18 protein-coding genes are annotated in these 17,733 nt (G+C 69.4%); 10 read left to right on the forward strand and 8 right to left on the reverse strand.

What is annotated here, in order from left to right:
• From ACWDEW_RS40465 to ACWDEW_RS40475, 3 genes are all read right to left on the reverse strand, one after another.
• The coding region (locus ACWDEW_RS40465) for a TerD family protein (RefSeq protein ID WP_450520066.1) at nucleotides 1–623 on the reverse strand (623 nt) is incomplete at its 3' end.
• 113 nt (nucleotides 624–736) lie between these two features.
• Nucleotides 737–1,195, reverse strand: coding sequence for a peroxiredoxin (locus ACWDEW_RS40470; RefSeq protein WP_200713458.1), 459 nt, complete (start codon nucleotides 1,193–1,195; stop codon nucleotides 737–739).
• 141 nt (nucleotides 1,196–1,336) lie between these two features.
• Nucleotides 1,337–1,774 carry a DUF3052 domain-containing protein gene (locus ACWDEW_RS40475; protein ID WP_019067106.1) on the reverse strand — a complete coding sequence of 146 codons (438 nt, stop codon included), beginning with the start codon at nucleotides 1,772–1,774 and terminating at the stop codon, nucleotides 1,337–1,339.
• Nucleotides 1,775–2,136: 362 nt separating this feature from the next.
• On the opposite strand from ACWDEW_RS40475, the gene aceE reads away from it, so the two are divergent.
• Nucleotides 2,137–4,884 (forward strand): pyruvate dehydrogenase (acetyl-transferring), homodimeric type, encoded by a 2,748-nt coding sequence (aceE, locus tag ACWDEW_RS40480; protein WP_450520068.1) that lies wholly within the window; start codon nucleotides 2,137–2,139, stop codon nucleotides 4,882–4,884.
• 109 nt (nucleotides 4,885–4,993) lie between these two features.
• Entirely contained in the window at nucleotides 4,994–5,755 is a 762-nt protein-coding gene (locus ACWDEW_RS40485; protein ID WP_450520070.1) for a potassium channel family protein, read from the forward strand.
• Between the two features lie 19 nt (nucleotides 5,756–5,774).
• Here ACWDEW_RS40485 and ACWDEW_RS40490 read toward each other — a convergent pair whose 3' ends face one another.
• Nucleotides 5,775–6,062 carry a hypothetical protein gene (locus ACWDEW_RS40490; RefSeq protein WP_450520072.1) on the reverse strand — a complete coding sequence of 96 codons (288 nt, stop codon included), beginning with the start codon at nucleotides 6,060–6,062 and terminating at the stop codon, nucleotides 5,775–5,777.
• 234 nt (nucleotides 6,063–6,296) lie between these two features.
• Complete coding sequence (locus ACWDEW_RS40495; protein ID WP_450520073.1) at nucleotides 6,297–7,943, reverse strand: MFS transporter; 1,647 nt, start codon at nucleotides 7,941–7,943, stop codon at nucleotides 6,297–6,299.
• Between the two features lie 83 nt (nucleotides 7,944–8,026).
• On the opposite strand from ACWDEW_RS40495, the gene ACWDEW_RS40500 reads away from it, so the two are divergent.
• From ACWDEW_RS40500 to ACWDEW_RS40510, 3 genes are all read left to right on the forward strand, one after another.
• On the forward strand, nucleotides 8,027–8,662 hold the full coding sequence (locus ACWDEW_RS40500; RefSeq protein WP_450520075.1) for a TetR family transcriptional regulator: 636 nt from the start codon (nucleotides 8,027–8,029) through the stop codon (nucleotides 8,660–8,662).
• 83 nt (nucleotides 8,663–8,745) lie between these two features.
• Nucleotides 8,746–9,975: an alpha/beta hydrolase gene (locus ACWDEW_RS40505; RefSeq protein WP_450520077.1), complete on the forward strand. Its 1,230-nt coding sequence runs from the start codon at nucleotides 8,746–8,748 to the stop codon at nucleotides 9,973–9,975.
• 57 nt (nucleotides 9,976–10,032) lie between these two features.
• Nucleotides 10,033–10,881: a DUF4429 domain-containing protein gene (locus tag ACWDEW_RS40510; protein WP_450520079.1), complete on the forward strand. Its 849-nt coding sequence runs from the start codon at nucleotides 10,033–10,035 to the stop codon at nucleotides 10,879–10,881.
• Between the two features lie 51 nt (nucleotides 10,882–10,932).
• Here ACWDEW_RS40510 and ACWDEW_RS40515 read toward each other — a convergent pair whose 3' ends face one another.
• Nucleotides 10,933–11,949 (reverse strand): aldo/keto reductase, encoded by a 1,017-nt coding sequence (locus tag ACWDEW_RS40515; protein WP_450520081.1) that lies wholly within the window; start codon nucleotides 11,947–11,949, stop codon nucleotides 10,933–10,935.
• On the reverse strand, nucleotides 11,946–12,407 hold the full coding sequence (locus ACWDEW_RS40520) for a MerR family transcriptional regulator (RefSeq protein ID WP_019067097.1): 462 nt from the start codon (nucleotides 12,405–12,407) through the stop codon (nucleotides 11,946–11,948). The genes ACWDEW_RS40515 and ACWDEW_RS40520 overlap by 4 nt, the downstream gene beginning before the upstream one ends.
• A gap of 95 nt (nucleotides 12,408–12,502) precedes the next feature.
• Here ACWDEW_RS40520 and ACWDEW_RS40525 point away from each other — a divergent pair, with 95 nt between their 5' ends.
• Nucleotides 12,503–13,327 (forward strand): serine hydrolase domain-containing protein, encoded by an 825-nt coding sequence (locus ACWDEW_RS40525; RefSeq protein WP_450520084.1) that lies wholly within the window; start codon nucleotides 12,503–12,505, stop codon nucleotides 13,325–13,327.
• Here ACWDEW_RS40525 and ACWDEW_RS40530 read toward each other — a convergent pair.
• On the reverse strand, nucleotides 13,324–13,974 hold the full coding sequence (locus ACWDEW_RS40530) for a pirin family protein (protein WP_450520203.1): 651 nt from the start codon (nucleotides 13,972–13,974) through the stop codon (nucleotides 13,324–13,326). The two genes, ACWDEW_RS40525 and ACWDEW_RS40530, sit on opposite strands and share 4 nt — an antisense overlap.
• Nucleotides 13,975–14,149: 175 nt before the next feature.
• Between ACWDEW_RS40530 and fasR the strand changes: the two genes are divergently transcribed.
• The 4 genes from fasR (at nucleotide 14,150) to ACWDEW_RS40550 (ending at nucleotide 17,708) form a co-directional block, all read left to right on the forward strand.
• The gene (gene fasR / locus ACWDEW_RS40535) at nucleotides 14,150–15,355 is read left to right on the forward strand and encodes a fatty acid biosynthesis transcriptional regulator FasR (RefSeq protein WP_450520086.1); all 1,206 of its coding nucleotides are present in this window, start codon (nucleotides 14,150–14,152) and stop codon (nucleotides 15,353–15,355) included.
• Between the two features lie 89 nt (nucleotides 15,356–15,444).
• Complete coding sequence (locus ACWDEW_RS40540; RefSeq protein ID WP_450520205.1) at nucleotides 15,445–16,362, forward strand: ACP S-malonyltransferase; 918 nt, start codon at nucleotides 15,445–15,447, stop codon at nucleotides 16,360–16,362.
• 17 nt (nucleotides 16,363–16,379) lie between these two features.
• Nucleotides 16,380–17,378, forward strand: coding sequence for a beta-ketoacyl-ACP synthase 3 (locus ACWDEW_RS40545; protein WP_450520088.1), 999 nt, complete (start codon nucleotides 16,380–16,382; stop codon nucleotides 17,376–17,378).
• Nucleotides 17,379–17,459: 81 nt separating this feature from the next.
• Nucleotides 17,460–17,708 (forward strand): acyl carrier protein, encoded by a 249-nt coding sequence (locus ACWDEW_RS40550; RefSeq protein WP_019067091.1) that lies wholly within the window; start codon nucleotides 17,460–17,462, stop codon nucleotides 17,706–17,708.
• Nucleotides 17,709–17,733 lie beyond the last annotated feature (25 nt).

A 17,733-nucleotide genomic window follows, 5' to 3' on the forward strand; every position in this document is an offset into this window, starting at 1 on the left:
TGCTCGCCCGCGGCCACATCACCGCCCACCAACTCCGGGTCTCCGACGCCACGGTTGACGCCGAAGTCCTGGGCGATACCGCGCAGGCCCGAGGCATAGCCCTGGCCGATGGCGCGGAACTTCCACTCCGCGCCGTTGCGGTACAGCTCGCCGAAGACCATGGCCGTCTCGGTCGAGGCGTCCTCGGAGAGGTCGTAGCGGGCGATCTCGGCGCCGCCGGCCTGGTTCACCACGCGGATGAACGCGTTGCGGACCTGGCCGAAGGACTGCTGGCGGTTCTCGGCGTCGTAGATCGAGACCGGGAAGGTGATCTTGTCGACGTCCGCCGGGACCGCCGCCAGGTTGACCTTGATCGCCTCGTCGTCGCCCTCGCCCTCACCGGTGGTGTTGTCACCGGTGTGCTCGACGGAGCCGTCGGGGCTCTTGAGGTTGTTGAAGAAGACGAAGTTGGCGTCGCTCGCGACCTTGCCCGCGCTGTTCAGCAGCAGTGCGCTGGCGTCGAGGTCGAAGTCGGTACCGGTGGTGGTGCGGACGTCCCACCCCAGACCGACGATGACCGCGGTCAGGCCCGGGGCCTCCTTGGTCAGTGAAACGTTGCCGCCCTTGCTGAGGCTGACTCCCACGAGTCCTCCATTGGTGTCCAGGGGCGGGGATGCCCCGTAGTGCGTCGGTATCGGATCAACGTCTCGATCCTAGTGACGGGTTCCCGGCCCACGCAGGCCCTGGAACCTAACAATCACAGGGTGTCGAGCGCCTTCACGTACTCGCCCAGGTCCCGCGCGTCCGGGAGACCGTTGACGACGGTCCAGCGCACGACGCCCTCCTTGTCGATGATGAAGGTGCCGCGCAGCGCGCACCCCTTGTCCTCGTCGAAGACGCCGTACGCGCGCGAAGTGTTGCCGTGCGGCCAGAAGTCGGAGAGCAGCGGGTACTCCAGGCCCTCCTGCTCGGCGAAGACGCGCAGGGTGTGGATGGAGTCGTTGGAGACCGCGAGGAGCTGGGTGTCGCGGTCGGTGAACTGCGGCAGGTTGTCGCGCAGGGAGCACAGTTCACCGGTGCAGACGCCGGTGAAGGCGAAGGGGTAGAAGAGCAGCACCACGTTCTTGTCGCCGCGGAAGTCGGAGAGCTTCACGGTGGCGCCGTGGTTGTCCTTGAGCTCGAAATCGGGGGCCTTGTCGCCGACCTGGATCGCCATCTCGTCCTGCATCCCTTCGGTGGGGCTGTTCGGGTGAGAGCACCCTGGGCCCACCACCCTACGCAGCGATCACGGCATGCGGACGGACGGGCCGGCGTGGCCGGCCCGTCCGGGGTTCGACGATCGAGGTACCTCCGTGGACTACCTCTTGGACTTGGCCGCCTTGGGCGTCACCAGCCGGCTGCCGCTCCAGTCCTTGCCCACGCTGACGCTCTTGGCGGCGGAAAGGCCCGCGGTCGTGGCGGCTTCCGAGATGTCGCTCGGCTCGACGTAGCCGTCACGGCCGGTCTTCGGCGTCAACAGCAGGATGGAGCCGCCCTCCTCGACGTACGAGATGGCGTCCACCAGCACGTCGGTCAGGTCGCCGTCCTCGTCGCGGAACCACAGCACCACGGCATCGGCGACGTCGTCGTAGTCCTCGTCCACCAGGTCGCTGCCGATGACTTCTTCAATGGCCTCGCGGAGTTCCTGGTCTACGTCGTCGTCGTAGCCGATCTCCTGGACCACCTGCTCGGGCTGGAACCCCAGCCTTGCGGCAGGGTTCGTCCGCTCCTCCGCGTGGTCCGCGGTCGCGCTCACGGGTTGCCTCCTGATCATGTCTTGATGAATGTCCAGCATCGCGCGTGCGCGAAGCATTGGCCGTAGTCCACACGGACGGGCCGGATCGCGCAAGTACCCGGCGATTCGGAACGCCGAAACGGTGACGATCCTGGCCGTGTCGCCGCAACTCCAGGCACGCTATCGCGGCCGCTGGTGACGTACACCACAGCGTTCTGCCCGGTTTGCACGTTTGAGAACCCTCCGAGGGTACGCGACTCGAATGACTTTGCTAAACGAGTCACGGTTACCTCACGGTAGAGATGACGATTGCCGCCCCGCGGTAGACCATGGGGAGCGGTGCAGCCCCCTCACCCAGCTCCCTCTGACAGGTAAGGAACAGCGTGGCTTCCGGATCCGATCGCAATCCGATCATCATTGGCGGCCTTCCGAGTCAGGTTCCTGACTTCGATCCCGAAGAGACCCAGGAGTGGCTCGACTCGCTCGACGCCGCCGTGGACCAGCGCGGCCGTGAGCGGGCCCGCTACCTGATGCTCCGGCTGATCGAGCGGGCCCGCGAGAAGCGCGTGGCCGTGCCCGAGATGCGCAGCACGGACTACGTCAACACCATCGCCACCAAGGACGAGCCGTTCTTCCCCGGCAACGAGGAGATCGAGCGCAGGATCCTGAACGCCACCCGCTGGAACGCCGCCGTGATGGTGTCCAGGGCCCAGCGTCCCGGTATCGGGGTCGGCGGCCACATCGCCACCTTCGCCTCCTCCGCCTCCCTCTACGACGTGGGCTTCAACCACTTCTTCCGTGGCAAGGACCAGGGCGACGGCGGCGACCAGATCTTCTTCCAGGGGCACGCCTCGCCGGGCATCTACGCCCGCGCGTTCCTCCTCGACCGGCTCAGCGAGCAGCAGCTCGACGCGTTCCGCCAGGAGAAGTCGAAGGCACCGTACGGACTGTCCTCGTATCCGCACCCGCGGTCGATGCCGGACTTCTGGGAGTTCCCGACCGTGTCGATGGGCCTCGGCCCGCTCGGCGCGATCTTCCAGGCGCGGATGAACCGCTACATGGAGGCGCGCGGGATCGCGGACACCTCCAGGTCACACGTGTGGGCGTTCCTCGGTGACGGCGAGATGGACGAGCCGGAGTCGCTGGGCCAGCTGTCGATCGCGGCGCGCGAGGGCCTGGACAACCTGACCTTCGTCGTCAACTGCAACCTCCAGCGGCTCGACGGCCCGGTACGCGGCAACGGCAAGATCATCCAGGAGCTGGAGTCGCAGTTCCGGGGCGCCGGCTGGAACGTCATCAAGCTGGTCTGGGACCGCACCTGGGACCCGCTGCTCGCCCAGGACCGCGACGGCGTGCTGGTGAACCAGCTGAACACCACGCCGGACGGCCAGTTCCAGACGTACGCCACGGAGACCGGCGCGTACATCCGCGAGCACTTCTTCGGGCACGACCACCGGCTGCGCGCGATGGTCGAGAACATGACCGACGACCAGATCCTGCACCTGGGTCGCGGCGGCCACGACCACCGCAAGGTGTTCGCCGCCTTCGAGGCGGCCAAGGAGCACAAGGGCCAGCCGACGGTCGTGCTCGCGCAGACGGTCAAGGGCTGGACGCTGGGCCCCAACTTCGAGGGCCGCAACGCCACGCACCAGATGAAGAAGCTGACGGTCGCCGACCTCAAGGGCTTCCGCGACCGGCTGCACCTCCCGATCACGGACCAGGAGCTGGAGTCCGGCGCGCCGCCGTACTACCACCCGGGCCGGAACTCGGAGGAGATCCAGTACATGCACGACCGGCGCAAGGCGCTGGGCGGCTACGTCCCGACCCGTGTCGTCCGCTCGAAGCCGCTGGCGCTGCCCGAGGACAAGACGTACGCGAGTGTGAAGAAGGGTTCGGGGCAGCAGTCGATCGCCACCACCATGGCCTTCGTGCGGCTGCTCAAGGACCTCATGCGGGACAAGGAGATCGGCAAGCGGTTCGTGCTGATCGCACCGGACGAGTACCGCACGTTCGGCATGGACTCGTTCTTCCCGAGCGCGAAGATCTACAACCCGCTGGGCCAGCAGTACGAGTCGGTGGACCGCGATCTGCTGCTCGCGTACAAGGAGTCGCCGACCGGGCAGATGCTGCACGACGGCATCTCGGAGGCGGGCTGCACGGCCTCCCTGATCGCGGCGGGCTCGGCGTACGCCACGCACGGCGAGCCGCTCATCCCGGTCTACGTCTTCTACTCGATGTTCGGTTTCCAGCGCACCGGTGACCAGTTCTGGCAGATGGCCGACCAGTTGTCGCGCGGTTTCGTCCTGGGTGCGACCGCCGGGCGTACGACTCTGACCGGCGAGGGTCTGCAACACGCGGACGGACACTCGCAGTTGCTGGCCTCCACCAACCCGGGGTGTGTCGCCTACGACCCGGCGTACTCGTACGAGATCGCGTACATCGTGCAGGACGGGCTGCGGCGGATGTACGGCTCGGACGCGGAACACCCGCACGGGGAGGACGTCTTCTACTACCTCACCGTCTACAACGAGCCGATCCAGCACCCGGCCGAGCCGGCGGACGTCGACGTCGAGGGCATCCTCAAGGGCGTCCACCGGATCAGCGTGGGGGCCTCCGGCACGGTTCCGGCGCAGATCATGGCGTCGGGGGTGGCGGTGCCGTGGGCCATCGAGGCGCAGCGGATTCTCGCCGAGGACTGGAACGTACGGGCCGACGTGTGGTCGGCGACCTCCTGGAACGAACTGCGGCGCGAGGCGGTCGAGGCGGAGCGGCACAACCTGCTGCATCCCGAGGAGGAGCAGCAGGTTCCTTATGTCACGCGGAAGTTGAGCGGGGCGGAGGGGCCGTTCGTGGCGGTTTCCGACTGGATGCGGTCGGTTCCTGATCAGATCGCTCGGTGGGTGCCGGGGACCTATCAGTCGTTGGGGGCTGACGGGTTCGGGTTCGCGGACACTCGGGGGGCTGCCCGGCGGTTCTTCCACATCGACGCGGAGTCGATCGTGGTGGCTGTGCTGACGGAGCTGGCTCGGGAGGGGAAGGTCGATCGGTCTGTGTTGAAGCAGGCGATCGATCGGTATCAGTTGCTGGATGTGGCTTCGGCTGATCCGGGTGTGGCTGGAGGAGACGCGTAGTTTTTTGCCTGCGGGTGCGTGGGGGCTGGTCGCGCAGTTCCCCGCGCCCCTGGAGGGCGGCCCCTTCGGGGCGCCCATAAGCCGTCTCCCCTCCCCCTACCATGCGGGCATGAAGCAACAATCGGCGCAAGCCCGTTGGGAGCAGCGGACTCAGCGGCCGTTGCTGGCGCTCGCCGTTGCGTTCGCCGTGGCCTATGCCGTGCCGATCGTGGACACCACCGCCGGTCATTCGCTGACGGCGGTGTGCACGGGGGTCGAGTGGGTGGTGTGGGCGGCGTTCGCCGTCGACTATCTGATGCGGCTCGCGATGTCCCGGGACCGGCGGCGGTTCGTGCGGACGCACTGGATGGACCTGTGCGCGGTCGTGCTGCCGATACTCCAGCCGCTGCGGCTGCTGCGCATGGTGTCGACGCTCATACTCGTCGGGCGGCGGGCCCGGATGGCCTCGAAGATCCAGCTGACGACGTACGTCGCCGGCGCGGTGGTCGGGCTGTTGATGTTCGGGTCGCTCGCCGTGCTGTCCGTGGAGCGGGACTCTCCCAACGGGAACATCCGGACGCTGGGTGACGCCGTGTGGTGGTCCTTCACGACCATGACGACGGTGGGGTACGGGGATCACGCGCCGACCACCGGACTGGGGCGGATGATCGCCGTCGGGCTGATGCTGTCCGGGATCGCGCTGCTCGGTGTCGTCACCGCGAACATCGCCACCTGGTTCATCGCCCGGTTCGAGAAGGACGACGTGGAGGAGCGGCGGCAGACCGAGGCCATCGAGGCGCTGACGGCGGAGGTGCGGGCGCTGCGGGCGGAGGTGGCGGCCCTGTCGGGGGCGGGGATCGCCCAGCCGGTCGGGGACGAGGTGTCCCGTTAGCCGCGGTTCCGGCTCCGGCTCAGAAGAACGTCCACAGGATCGCCGCCACCGTGTCTATCGCGCCCAGGACCAGGGCCACCAGTGCCATCACCCGGCGCGAGCCCGCCCACCGGCGGCCCATGGCCAGCCAGCCGCAGACCACCGCGATCGGGCCGAGGACGATCCCCAGGTTCCCCGCCAGGAAGAAGCCCGCGATCGCGCAGACAAGGCCGACGATGGCGAGGGTCGCGCGGTCCGGCCCGGTCCCTGACCCCGTACGGCCACGTGAGCGGGGGGTCCTGCGCGTTCCGTTGCCGAAGCCTGTCATCGTCAACTCCCTGGGCGTTCGCGCCCGTTCGGCCCGTACTCCTACGGTGACCGGATACCCCCGTACGCGCGAAAAAAGCCTGCCTGCGCGCTGCCCCCCTCCGGCAGCGCGCCGCAGACCACCCGTCCCCCCTGCCCTGCGGAGGACTTGACTTACTGTGACCTGCGGCGCGTACCGAACGCCAGGAATCTTTAGCGCAGTCACCCTGATAGGCGAACTCGCCCTGGAAAAGGGTTAGATGTGGGCCGCTCCCGCGCCCGCCTCCGCGTTCTCGCCGCGCTTGGTGAGCAGGGCGACGAACACCGCGACCACCGCCACGCCGGCGGCGACCAGGCAGGCCAGGCTCATGCCGGAGATGAACGTGTCGTGGGCGACCGTCGTGATCTTCGCGGCGATCGCCTCCGGGGTGCCCTTGGCGATCGGGGCGACACCGACCTGGACGGCTTCGGAGGCCGCGTCCAGCTGGGGCTGGGTGAGCTTGGGCAGGCCCGCGCCGGTCCAGTTGCCGGGCAGGTCGCTGTCGACGCGGGAGGCCATCACGGCGCCGAGGACGGCCGTACCGAGGCTGCCGCCGATCTGCATCGCGGCCTGCTGGAGACCGCCGGCGACACCGGAGAGCTCCATGGGAGCGTTGCCCACGATGACCTCGGTGGCGCCGACCATCACGGGGGCGAGGCCGAAGCCCAGCAGGGCGAACCAGATCGACATGACGGGGCTGCCGGTGTCCGACTCCAGGGTGGACATGCCGTACATGGCGATCGCGGTGGCCGCCATGCCGCCGGCCAGCGGGATGCGCGGGCCGAGCTTGGTGATCGCGGCGCCGGCCAGCGGGGAGCCGACGATCATCATCCCGGTGAGTGGGAGGAGGTGGAGACCGGCGTCGATGGGGCTCATACCGTGCACGTTCTGCAGATAGAACGTCACGAAGAACAGGCCGCCCATGAAGGCGATCGCCATCAGGACCATGAGGACCACGCCCGCGGACAGCGGGACCGAGCGGAACAGGCCCAGCGGGATGAGGGGTTCCTTGACCCGCTGCTCCCAGAAGGCGAACAGGCCGAAGCCCAGGACGGACGCGGCGAGGAACGACCAGGTCGTGCCGGCGCCCCAGCCCCAGGTGGGGGCCTTGATGAGGGCCCAGACCAGGCAGAACATCGCGCCGGAGAGCAGCACGATGCCGAGGATGTCGAAGGAGCGCGGGGCACTGGATCCATTTTCCGGGCTCCGCCCGAGGGCGGCGCGGTGGTCGCGCAGGATCAGCAGGCCGAGGACGAGCGCGACCGCGCCGACCGGCACGTTGATGAAGAACACCGACTGCCAGTTGACGTGCTCGACGAGGACGCCGCCGAGGATCGGGCCGCCCGCGGTGGAGGCGCCGATGACCATGCCCCACAGGCCGATGGCCATGTTGAGCTTCTCGGCCGGGAAGGTGGCCCGCAGCAGGCCGAGCGCGGCCGGCATCAGCAGGGCGCCGAAGAGTCCCTGGAGCACGCGGAAGGTGACGACGAACGCGATGCTGTGGGAGAGGCCGATGGCGCCGGAGGCGGCGGCGAAGCCGGTGACGCCGATCAGGAAGGTCTGGCGGTGGCCGAAGCGGTCGCCGAGCTTGCCCGCGGTGATCAGGGAGACCGCGAGGGCGAGGAAGTAGCCGTTGGTGATCCACTGGACGTCGGCGAAGCTGGCGCCGAGGTCCTTCTGGATGGCCGGGTTGGCGATGGCGACGATGGTGCCGTCGAGGGCCACCATCATGACGCCGACGGCGACGGTTATGAGGGTGAACCACGGGTGGCCGCGCAACCCCGTGGAGGGCGTCGGGTCGGACGGGGCTGCCGCCGCCTTGTCCCCCGGCCCCGTCGCGCTGATGGTGGTCTGACTAGTCATGCGTTCGAGGCTAGTGTCAGCCGCTGACAGTTGACAAACAGGTTCAGATGTCGGCGGCTGTCAACAATCACGAGGAGAACGGCATGGAGACACTGCGCGAGCGCAAGAAGGCCCGCACGCGGGACGCGCTGCTGCGTGCCGCCCTCGAACTGTTCACGGCCAAGGGCTACGAACAGACCACCGTCGACGAGATCGCCGAGGCCGTCGACGTCTCGCAGCGCACCTTCTTCCGCTACTTCGCGAGCAAGGAGGAGGCCGCCTTCTTCGTGCCCCGGCTCACCGAGACGCACTTCGTCGGGGCCGTCGCCGCCCGCCCGCCGCACGAGGCCCCGCTGGAGGCACTGCGCCGGGCCGTGCTGGAGAGCTGGGACACCATCAACGAGGCGGTCCAGCAGGTCGTACCGCTGGAACTGCACATGCGCACCTACCGGGTGATCGAGTCGACGCCCGCGCTGCTCGCCGCGCATCTGCGGCGCTCGATGGAACTGGAGGAGGAGCTGGCGCAGATCATCGCCGTACGCGAGGGGCTGGCGATGGACGCGGACCCCAGGCCGCGGCTGGTGGTGGCGGTGTTCGGCGGGGTGATGCGGGTGGTGGAGCGGATGTGGATCGCGGGGGACGACCTCAGTGTCGAGGCGATGCGGGAGCTGACGGCCGCCCACCTCGACGGAGTGGGACCGGCGCTCGCGGGGAACTGGCGCGCGAGCGAGTCGTACTGAGTTCCTCATCACGTACCGCTGAAACGTGATCCCCATCACTCGGTTAACGCGAGACCCGCTCGTTCTCCTAGTGTGTCCTTACAGTGACTTCCTTCGAATCCTCCCCCACGCTGAACGCCTGGCGCGCGCTGCTCGCGCTGGCCGTGGTGTTCGTGATGCTGGCGACCACCGGCTGGACCGCGGTGCGCAGCCATCCCGGGAAAACGGCGCTCCAGGCCTCCCTCTCCGCGTGGGAGCACGGCCACCTGAACGGGCGCGAGCTGCCCGACCCGGACGCCTCCCCGACCCGGCTGGCCCGCTTCTTCGCCTCGCTCACCGCACAGCAGCGCACCCGCCTCGCGCACCGCTACCCACTCGCGGTCGGCAACATGAACGGTGCCCCGGTCCAGCTGCGCTACCGCGCCAACCACATCGCCCTCGACCAGGCCCGCAAGGTCGAGCGCAAGCGCATGCACGACAGCCGCCTCACGCCCTACGGCAAGCAGGAGGCGGGCCGCCTCATGCACCGCTTCGAGCAGCTGATGAGCGGGGACCGCCACATCCTTGCCTTCGACCCCGAGGGTTCGGGCCGTATCGCCGAGGTCTTCGGCGACCTGGACACCGCGCAGCGCGTGTCGGTCATCGTCCCCGGTGTCGACACCGACCTGCTGACCTTCCAGAAGACGAGCAAGAGCTACTCGGCGCCGGTCGGCATGGCACAGAACCTGTACGCCGCCGAGAACACGGCGAAGTCCGCGACCGACACCGGCACGCGCACGGCCGTCATCGCCTGGGCCGACTACACCGCGCCCGGCGGTCTCGGCATCGACTCGGCCACCGCGGGCCGCGCCGAGGCAGGCGCCGTACGCCTGAACGCGCTGGTACGCGCACTGCCCGGCGCCTCACGGATCGCCCTGTTCTGCCACAGCTACGGCTCGGTGGTGTGCGGGGTCGCCGCGCACGAACTGCCGTCCCGGGTGACCGACATAGCGGTGGCCGGCAGCCCCGGCATGCGCGCCTCGAACGCCTCCCACCTGCGCACCCTCGCCCGGGTCTGGGCGATGCGGGACGCCAACGACTGGATCCAGGACGTGCCGTACATGGAGGTCGGCGGTCTCGGGCACGGCGAGGACCCGGTGTCCAGGGCGTTCGGCGCGCGGGTGCTGGCCGCGAAGGACGCCCAGGGTCACACCGGCTATTTCGCCGCGGGCACCGACAGCCTCGCCAATTTCGCCGACATCGGTGTGGGCGCGTACGACGCGGTGTCCTGCGCGCACGACACCGACACCTGCCGACAGGGTCTGCCCGATGCACCAGAGGCCGGACGCGCGTAGAAACAGCAGGAACTGCGGTCTGCGCGGGGATGGGACGGAGGACATGTGCCGCCTACGATGAGCCGCATGGGTGACGTACTGGCCGGATTTCATGCCGCTTGGGAGTTCGAGTCCGACTTCGTGCGTATCCGCTACGAGCGAGGCATTCGAACACCCAAGCTGTTCCAGACACTCGGTGAACGCCGGATCCCCTTCGAGGCGATCGAGACGGTGACGCTCGCCCCCGGCAGACGCGGCACCGTCGTCCTGCGCATGGTGCCGCGCCCGGGCGCCGACCCGCTCGTGGAAGCGGCGGCGGGCCAGCTGAAGGAGGGCAGCGACCCCTATCAACTGGTGCTGCCCGCCGAGCGCGAGACCCTCGCCGAGTACTACGCCGACGAGTTGAGCGCCCAGCTGAAGCAGGACCGCGGGCCGGCCGAAAGGTTTCTCGTGGCCGCCCCCGAAGTACCGCTGCGCTTCAAGGCGTACGACGGGAAGGCGACCTTCGACGGCAAGACGGTCTCCTTCCGCTGGTTCTGGACCGGCGCCTCGTCGGCCAAGTGGAAGGCCGGCGACCAGACCTTCCCGGTCGCCGACCTGAATGGCGTCGAGTGGCGCTCCCCCGAGGTCTTCGAGGGTCATCTGCGGCTGCTGCGAGGGGCTGCGCCGCTCGCGCCGGTGGACCAGGATCCGGCGGCTGTGGTGTTCGGGCTGGGATACGGGCCGGTGCACGAGTCCCTGCCGTTCGCGGCAGCGGTCCTTGCCGCCGTTCGCTCCGCGCGTCCTACTGCTGTGATCCCGGCCGCTCGGCGTGACCCCGCGGACATCGCCGAGCGGATTCGGCATCTTGGGGAGTTGCATGCGGCGGGGTTGGTGACGGATGAGGAGTTCAGCGTGAAAAAAGCGGAGCTGCTCGCGGAACTTTGACCGCGGGTCCGTCGTGGCTGGTCGCGCAGTTCCCCGCGCCCCTTCTTTGCACTACTCCCTGCTGGTGGAAGCGAAGGTCATGTCCGCGTAGCGGTCGCCCGCCACCTTCCCCGCGATCGGCTCCAGCAGGCTCAACTGGTCGTCGGTCAGGACGATCCCGGTCGCCGCCGTGTTCTCCTCCACCCGCCTGCGCTTGGTGGTGCCGGGGATCGGGATCACCGGGAGGCCGTGGACCTGGGCGCGCTGCTGGACCCAGGCCAGGGCGATCTGGCCGAGGGAGGCGCCGTGGGCGTCGGCGACCGTGCGGATCGGCTCCAGGAGGGCCGCGTTGGCCGCCGCGTTCTCGCCGGTGAAGCGGGGCTGCGAACGGCGGAAGTCGCCCTCCGTCAGGTCCTGTTCGGCGTTGGCGAAGGAGCCGGTGAGGAAGCCGCGGCCGAGCGGCGAGTACGGCACGACGGCCGAGCCCAGCTCGACGGCCGCCCCGACCAGGCTGATCTCGACGTCCCGGCTGAACAGCGACCACTCCGACTGCACGGCCGCGATCGGGTGCACGGCGTGCGCGGCGCGCAGCTCCGCCCCCGTGACCTCGCTCAGCCCGAGATGCCTGACCTTGCCCTCGCGGACCAGCTCCGCCATCGCGCCGACGGTCTCCTCGATGGGGACGGCCGGGTCGCGGCGGTGCATGTAGTAGAGGTCGATGACATCGATGCCGAGCCGTCGCAGGCTGGCCTCGACGGCCTGGCGGATGTAGGGCCGGTCGTTGCGGACGACCCGCCGGGTCGGCTCGCCGGGCGGGATCGACATGGCGAACTTGGTGGCGACGACGACCTCGTCGCGGTGCGCCGTGAAGAACGGCGAGAGGAACCGCTCGTTCTCCCCGACCCCGTACACGTCGGCCGTGTCGTAGAAGGTCACGCCGAGCTCCAGCGCCCGGTCCAGGGTGGCCAGCGACTCCTTCGCGTCGGAGGGACCGTAGGCGAAACTCATGCCCATGCAGCCGAGGCCCTGGACGCCGACCTCGGGACCGTCCGCACCCAGCCGTGCGGTCGGGATCGCGGTGCCGGTCATCCTGCCTTCTCCTTCTCGTAGGCGTGGGCCTCGCCGTAGAAGGCGATCTTCCGGTCGAGTACGGCGAGGGTGTCGTGCAGTTCGGCGATCCTGGCCAGCACGTCCCGCCTGGTCGCTTCCAGGAGTTCGAAGCGGTCGCCGTAGGTGTGGTCGCCCTCGCGCACGAGCTCGGCGTAGCGGACCATGTCGGCGACCGGCATTCCGGTCAGGCGGAGCTTGCCGACGAGGTCGAGCCAGTCGAGGTCGCGGTTGCTGTAGCGGCGCTGGCCGGTGTGCGAGCGGTCGATGTGCTGCATCAGCCCGATGCGCTCGTACCAGCGCAGGGTGTGTGCCGTCAGCCCGGTGAAGGCGACGACCTCGCTGATCGTGTAGCTGTCCGCGCCGTCGGGGCGCCGTTCGGCCTGCGGCGGGCCTCCGCAGCTGTCGGTCCTGGTACCCGTGGTCTCCATCACCGTCATGGCCACCACGCTAGGGCCTTGGAGTGCACTCGAAGCAAGCGGAACCGGTAAGAAATCGGCGGGACGCCCGAGACCGAGCGCTTAGGCTCGACCGCATGTCCTTGCAGAGCCTCGCGTTGATCGAGAACTGGCCGGTGCCGACCGCGGCGGCAGGCGTCGTACGAGCCGACGGAACCGTCCTCGGGACCCACGGCCCGGCCACCCGCCCCTTCCCGCTCGCCTCGGTCACCAAGCCGCTCGCGGCGTACGCCGCCCTCGTCGCCTACGAGGAGGGCGCGATCGAGCTGGACGAACCGGCGGGCCCGCCCGGCTCCACCGTCCGCCACCTCCTCGCCCACACCTCGGGCCTGGCCTTCGACGAACACCGGGTGACGGCGCCCCCCGGACAGCGCCGCCTGTACTCGAACGCGGGCTTCGAGCAGCTCGGCGACCACATCGCGAAGGCGACGGAGATCGAGTTCGCCGAGTACCTGCACCAGGCGGTACTCGCCCCCCTCGGCATGAACGCGACCTCACTCAACGGCTCCCCGGCGAAGGACGGGATCTCGACGGTCGAGGACCTGCTCCTCTTCGCCGCCGAACTCCAGGCACCACGCCTGCTCGACCCCCGTACGGTCGCCGAGGCGATGACGGTCCAATACCCCGGCACCAAGGGCGTCCTGCCGGGCTACGGCCACCAGAACCCCAACGACTGGGGCCTCGGCTTCGAGATCCGCGACTCCAAGTCCCCGCACTGGACGGGCAGTTCGTCCTCCCCGCGCACCTTCGGCCACTTCGGCCAGTCCGGTACGTTCCTGTGGGTGGACCCGACGGCGTCCGCGGCCTGCGTGGCACTGACGGACCGCGCGTTCGGCCCGTGGGCGGTGGAGGCATGGCCGGCGTTCACGGACGCGGTGCTGGCCGAACTCCCCACCCCCTAAAGCATCTCCCACATCAGCAGCTCGGCCCCGGTCGCCGCCTCCACCACCAGGTCCCGCGCATCCGTGATCCGGGCGGCGTCCCCGGGCCCCAACTTCTCTCCCCCCACCCACACTTCGCCCCGCACCACATGCACATACACATGCGCCGCGTCCGGTACGGCCGTCCGCTCGCCGGGCGCAAGACGGCGCACGTGCAGCATCGCCCCCGCCTCCGGCACCGCGTACGGGGTGGAGTCGGCGATGCCGTGGACGATCTCGTACGACGGTTCGCCACCGGGCTCCAGCGGTGCCAGCCACATCTGCACGAAGGCCAGGGGCGAGTCGCTGTCGTTGCGCTCGACGTGCCGCACCCCGGCCGCCGAACTGAGGCGCTGGACGTCGCCGGGGCGGACGCGGGTGAGGTGGCCGGTGGAGTCGCGGTGGCTCAGCTCCCCCTCCACGACCCAGGTGATGATCTCGGTGTGGCTGTGCGGGTGTTCGTCGAAACCGGCACCGGGGGCGAGCCGTTCCTCGTTGCAGGCGATGACCGCGCCGAACCGGAGGTTGTCCGGGTCGTAGTGCGGCCCGAAGGAGAAGGCATGCCATGACTCGATACCGGCTTGGGGGTCCCCTCCGGGGTAGCGCTCGGCGGAGCGCCGTACGTCCATCACGGGGACCACGGTAGTCCTGCCGGGTCGGGTAGGTGGGTGGGTGGCCGGGCGCAGGCCATGGGCGGAGCCCTCGGGGACGGCAGGCACGGCCCCGGCCGCGCACCGCACGCCGTAACGTCCGGCGCGGCCACCCGCACCGCACACCCCCACCCGGATAAGGCAGTCTTGTTCCGTGCCCGAACCCGAAACCACCAAACCCGCAGGCCCCCTGCCCCGCGCCCACTCGCACCCGGCAACCCTCAAGCGGCTGGAGCAGTCGTCCGGGAGTCTCGCCGCCCAGGCCATCGCGCGCATGGACGAGTCGCTGCCGTGGTACCGGGCGATGCCACCGGAGAACCGTTCCTGGATCGGGCTGGTCGCGCAGGCCGGTATCGCCGCGTTCACCGAGTGGTTCCGGCATCCCGACGCGCCGCAGGCCATCTCCACCGACGTCTTCGGTACGGCGCCCCGCGAGCTGACCCGGGCCATCACGCTCCGCCAGACCGTGGAGATGGTGCGTACGACGATCGAGGTCATGGAGTCGGCCATCGACGAGGTGGCCGCCCCCGGCGACGAATCCGTCCTCCGCGAGGCGCTTCTCGTCTACGCCCGGGAGATCGCCTTCGCGACCGCCCAGGTGTACGCGCAGGCCGCCGAGGCCCGCGGCGCGTGGGACGCGCGGCTGGAGTCGCTGGTCGTGAACGCCGTGCTGAGCGGCGAGGCCGACGAGGGGGCGGTCAGCAGGGCCGCCGCGCTCGGGTGGAACTCGCCCGAGCATGTGTGCGTGGTGCTGGGTACCGCGCCCGACGGTGACAGCGAGCTGACCGTCGAGGCGATCCGCCGCGCCGCCCGGCACGCCAAGCTCCAGGTGCTGACCGGGGTGCTCGGCGACCGGCTGGTCGTGATCGCCGGCGGCAGCGACAACCCCCTCGCGGTCGCCAAGTCGCTGATCGGGCCGTATGCGGCCGGACCTGTCGTGGCCGGGCCCATCGTGCCCGATCTCCTCGCCGCGACCCGGTCCGCGCAGGCCGCCGCGGCCGGGCTCAAGGCCTGCTCCGCCTGGCAGGACGCACCGCGCCCGGTGCTGGCGGACGACCTGCTTCCGGAACGCGCGATGGCCGGTGACCCCAGTGCGCGCGACCAGTTGGTGGAGGAGATCTACAGACCACTGGAGGAGGCCGGGTCCGCGCTCCTGGAGACACTCAGTGTCTATCTGGAGCAGGCGAGTAGTCTCGAAGGCGCGGCACGCATGCTGTTCGTCCATCCCAACACCGTGCGCTACCGGCTTCGACGTGTGACTGACGTCACCGGCTGGTCGCCGTCCGATGTACGGTCCGCGTTCACGCTGCGGATCGCGCTGATCCTGGGGCGTCTGGCCGATGGAGATCTCCAGACCTAGGTTTTTGTCGGGGCCCCACAAAACCCCCTCGTGTTCTTCGTCCCTGTCCCCACGGGCGGCCGTGCCCGTCCCCAAGAGAGAGTGTGAGAGTGCTCGTACTCGTCGCTCCCGGCCAGGGCGCCCAGACGCCCGGCTTCCTGACCCCCTGGCTCGACCTCCCCGGTGTCGAGGACCGTCTGCGTGCCCTCTCGGCCGCCGTCGACCTCGATCTGGTGCACTACGGCACGAAGGCCGACGCGGACGAGATCCGTGACACCGCCGTCGCCCAGCCGCTGCTGGTCGCCGCCGGACTGGTCTCCGCGACGGCTCTCGGCGAGGTGTCCCCGAACGCCGTCGCCGGTCACAGCGTCGGCGAGATCACCGCCGCCGTGTTCGCCGGTGTCCTCGACGACACGGCCGCCCTGACCCTCGTACGCAAGCGGGGTCTGGCGATGGCCGAGGCCGCCGCGATCAGCCCGACCGGGATGTCCGCGCTGCTCGGCGGCGACCCGGACACCACGGTCGTACACCTGGAGAAGCTGGGGCTGACCCCGGCGAACGTGAACGGCGCGGGTCAGATCGTGGCCGCCGGCACGCTGGAGCAGCTCGCCGCCCTGGAGGCCGACAAGCCCGAGGGCGTACGGCGGGTCGTGGCGCTGAAGGTGGCCGGCGCGTTCCACACCGAGCACATGGGCCCGGCGGTCGACGTGCTCGCCGAGGCCGCGCGTGAACTGACGCCCGCCGACCCGAAGTTGACGTACATCTCGAACAAGGACGGCAAGGCGGTCGCCACCGGCGCCGAGGTGCTGGACCGCCTCGTCGGCCAGGTCGCCAACCCGGTCCGCTGGGACCTGTGCATGGAGACCTTCAAGGAGCTCGGCGTCACCGCGCTCCTGGAGGTGTGCCCCGGCGGCACCCTGACCGGCCTCGCCAAGCGTGCCCTGCCCGGCGTGAAGACGCTGGCCCTGAAGACCCCTGACGACCTCGACGCGGCCCGCGAGCTCATCTCCGAGCACGCCAACGCCTGAAGAAGGAGCCGTAGGAAATGTCGACGAAGATCAAGCCGAGCAAGGGCGCACCGTACGCGCGCATCCTCGGCGTGGGCGGCTACCGTCCGGTCCGGGTCGTCCCGAACGACGTGATCCTGGAGACGATCGACTCGTCCGACGAGTGGATCCGCTCGCGTTCCGGTATCGAGACCCGGCACTGGGCGAACGACGAGGAGACCGTCGCCGCGATGTCCATCGAGGCGTCCGGCAAGGCGATCGCGGACTCGGGGATCTCCGCCGAGCAGATCGGCGGCGTGATCGTGTCGACGGTCTCGCACTTCAAGCAGACCCCGGCCGTGGCGACGGAGATCGCCGACAAGCTGGGCACGAACAAGGCCGCCGCGTTCGACATCTCGGCGGGCTGTGCGGGCTTCGGCTACGGCCTCACCCTCGCCAAGGGCATGGTCGTCGAGGGCAGCGCGGAGTACGTCCTCGTCATCGGCGTGGAGCGGCTGTCCGACCTGACCGACCTGGAGGACCGCGCGACGGCCTTCCTGTTCGGCGACGGCGCGGGCGCGGTCGTGGTGGGCCCCTCCAAGGAGCCGGCGATCGGCCCGACCGTGTGGGGTTCGGAGGGCGACAAGTCCGACACCATCAAGCAGACCGTGCCGTGGAACGAGTACGACTCCACGGGCAAGTTCCCTGCGATCACGCAGGAGGGCCAGGCGGTGTTCCGCTGGGCCGTGTTCGAGATGGCGAAGGTCGCGCAGCAGGCGCTGGACGCGGCCGGGATCAGCCCGGACGACCTGGATGTCTTCATTCCCCACCAGGCCAACGAGCGGATCATCGACTCGATGGTGAAGACGCTGAAACTGCCGGAGCACGTCACGGTCGCGCGTGACGTACGCACCACCGGCAACACCTCGGCCGCCTCGATTCCGCTCGCTATGGAGCGGCTTCTGGCGACCGGCGAGGCGAAGAGCGGCGACACCGCGCTCGTCATCGGCTTCGGGGCGGGTCTTGTGTACGCCGCGACGGTCGTTACCCTCCCCTAGGCACTCCGTGCCGGATCATCATCGGATCCGGACCGGAAAGCACTGCCACACCCTCTGGATCACAAAGAAGGAGCGCCTGACATGGCCGCCACTCAGGAAGAGATCGTCGCCGGTCTCGCCGACATCGTGAACGAGATCGCCGGCATCCCGGTTGAGGACGTCCAGCTGGACAAGTCCTTCACCGACGACCTGGACGTCGACTCGCTGTCCATGGTCGAGGTCGTCGTCGCCGCCGAAGAGCGCTTCGACGTCAAGATCCCCGACGAGGACGTCAAGAACCTCAAGACGGTCGGCGACGCGACCGACTACATCCTCAAGAACCAGGGCTGAGCCACCTCCTAGGCCCGGACCACCA

It is taken from the genome of Streptomyces sp. NPDC001100 (genome assembly GCF_053598575.1).

Coding starts and splice junctions, on each gene's coding strand:
- ACWDEW_RS40470 (WP_200713458.1), bottom strand. CDS start 1,195: ATGGCGATCCAGGTCGGCGACAAGGCCCCCGATTTCGAGCTCAAGGAC.
- ACWDEW_RS40485 (WP_450520070.1), top strand. CDS start 4,994: ATGAAGCAACAATCGGCGCAAGCCCGTTGGGAGCAGCGGACTCAGCGG.
- ACWDEW_RS40490 (WP_450520072.1), bottom strand. CDS start 6,062: ATGACAGGCTTCGGCAACGGAACGCGCAGGACCCCCCGCTCACGTGGC.
- ACWDEW_RS40495 (WP_450520073.1), bottom strand. CDS start 7,943: ATGACTAGTCAGACCACCATCAGCGCGACGGGGCCGGGGGACAAGGCG.
- ACWDEW_RS40500 (WP_450520075.1), top strand. CDS start 8,027: ATGGAGACACTGCGCGAGCGCAAGAAGGCCCGCACGCGGGACGCGCTG.
- ACWDEW_RS40510 (WP_450520079.1), top strand. CDS start 10,033: ATGAGCCGCATGGGTGACGTACTGGCCGGATTTCATGCCGCTTGGGAG.
- ACWDEW_RS40515 (WP_450520081.1), bottom strand. CDS start 11,949: ATGACCGGCACCGCGATCCCGACCGCACGGCTGGGTGCGGACGGTCCC.
- ACWDEW_RS40520 (WP_019067097.1), bottom strand. CDS start 12,407: ATGACGGTGATGGAGACCACGGGTACCAGGACCGACAGCTGCGGAGGC.
- ACWDEW_RS40525 (WP_450520084.1), top strand. CDS start 12,503: ATGTCCTTGCAGAGCCTCGCGTTGATCGAGAACTGGCCGGTGCCGACC.
- ACWDEW_RS40530 (WP_450520203.1), bottom strand. CDS start 13,974: ATGGACGTACGGCGCTCCGCCGAGCGCTACCCCGGAGGGGACCCCCAA.
- ACWDEW_RS40545 (WP_450520088.1), top strand. CDS start 16,380: ATGTCGACGAAGATCAAGCCGAGCAAGGGCGCACCGTACGCGCGCATC.
- ACWDEW_RS40550 (WP_019067091.1), top strand. CDS start 17,460: ATGGCCGCCACTCAGGAAGAGATCGTCGCCGGTCTCGCCGACATCGTG.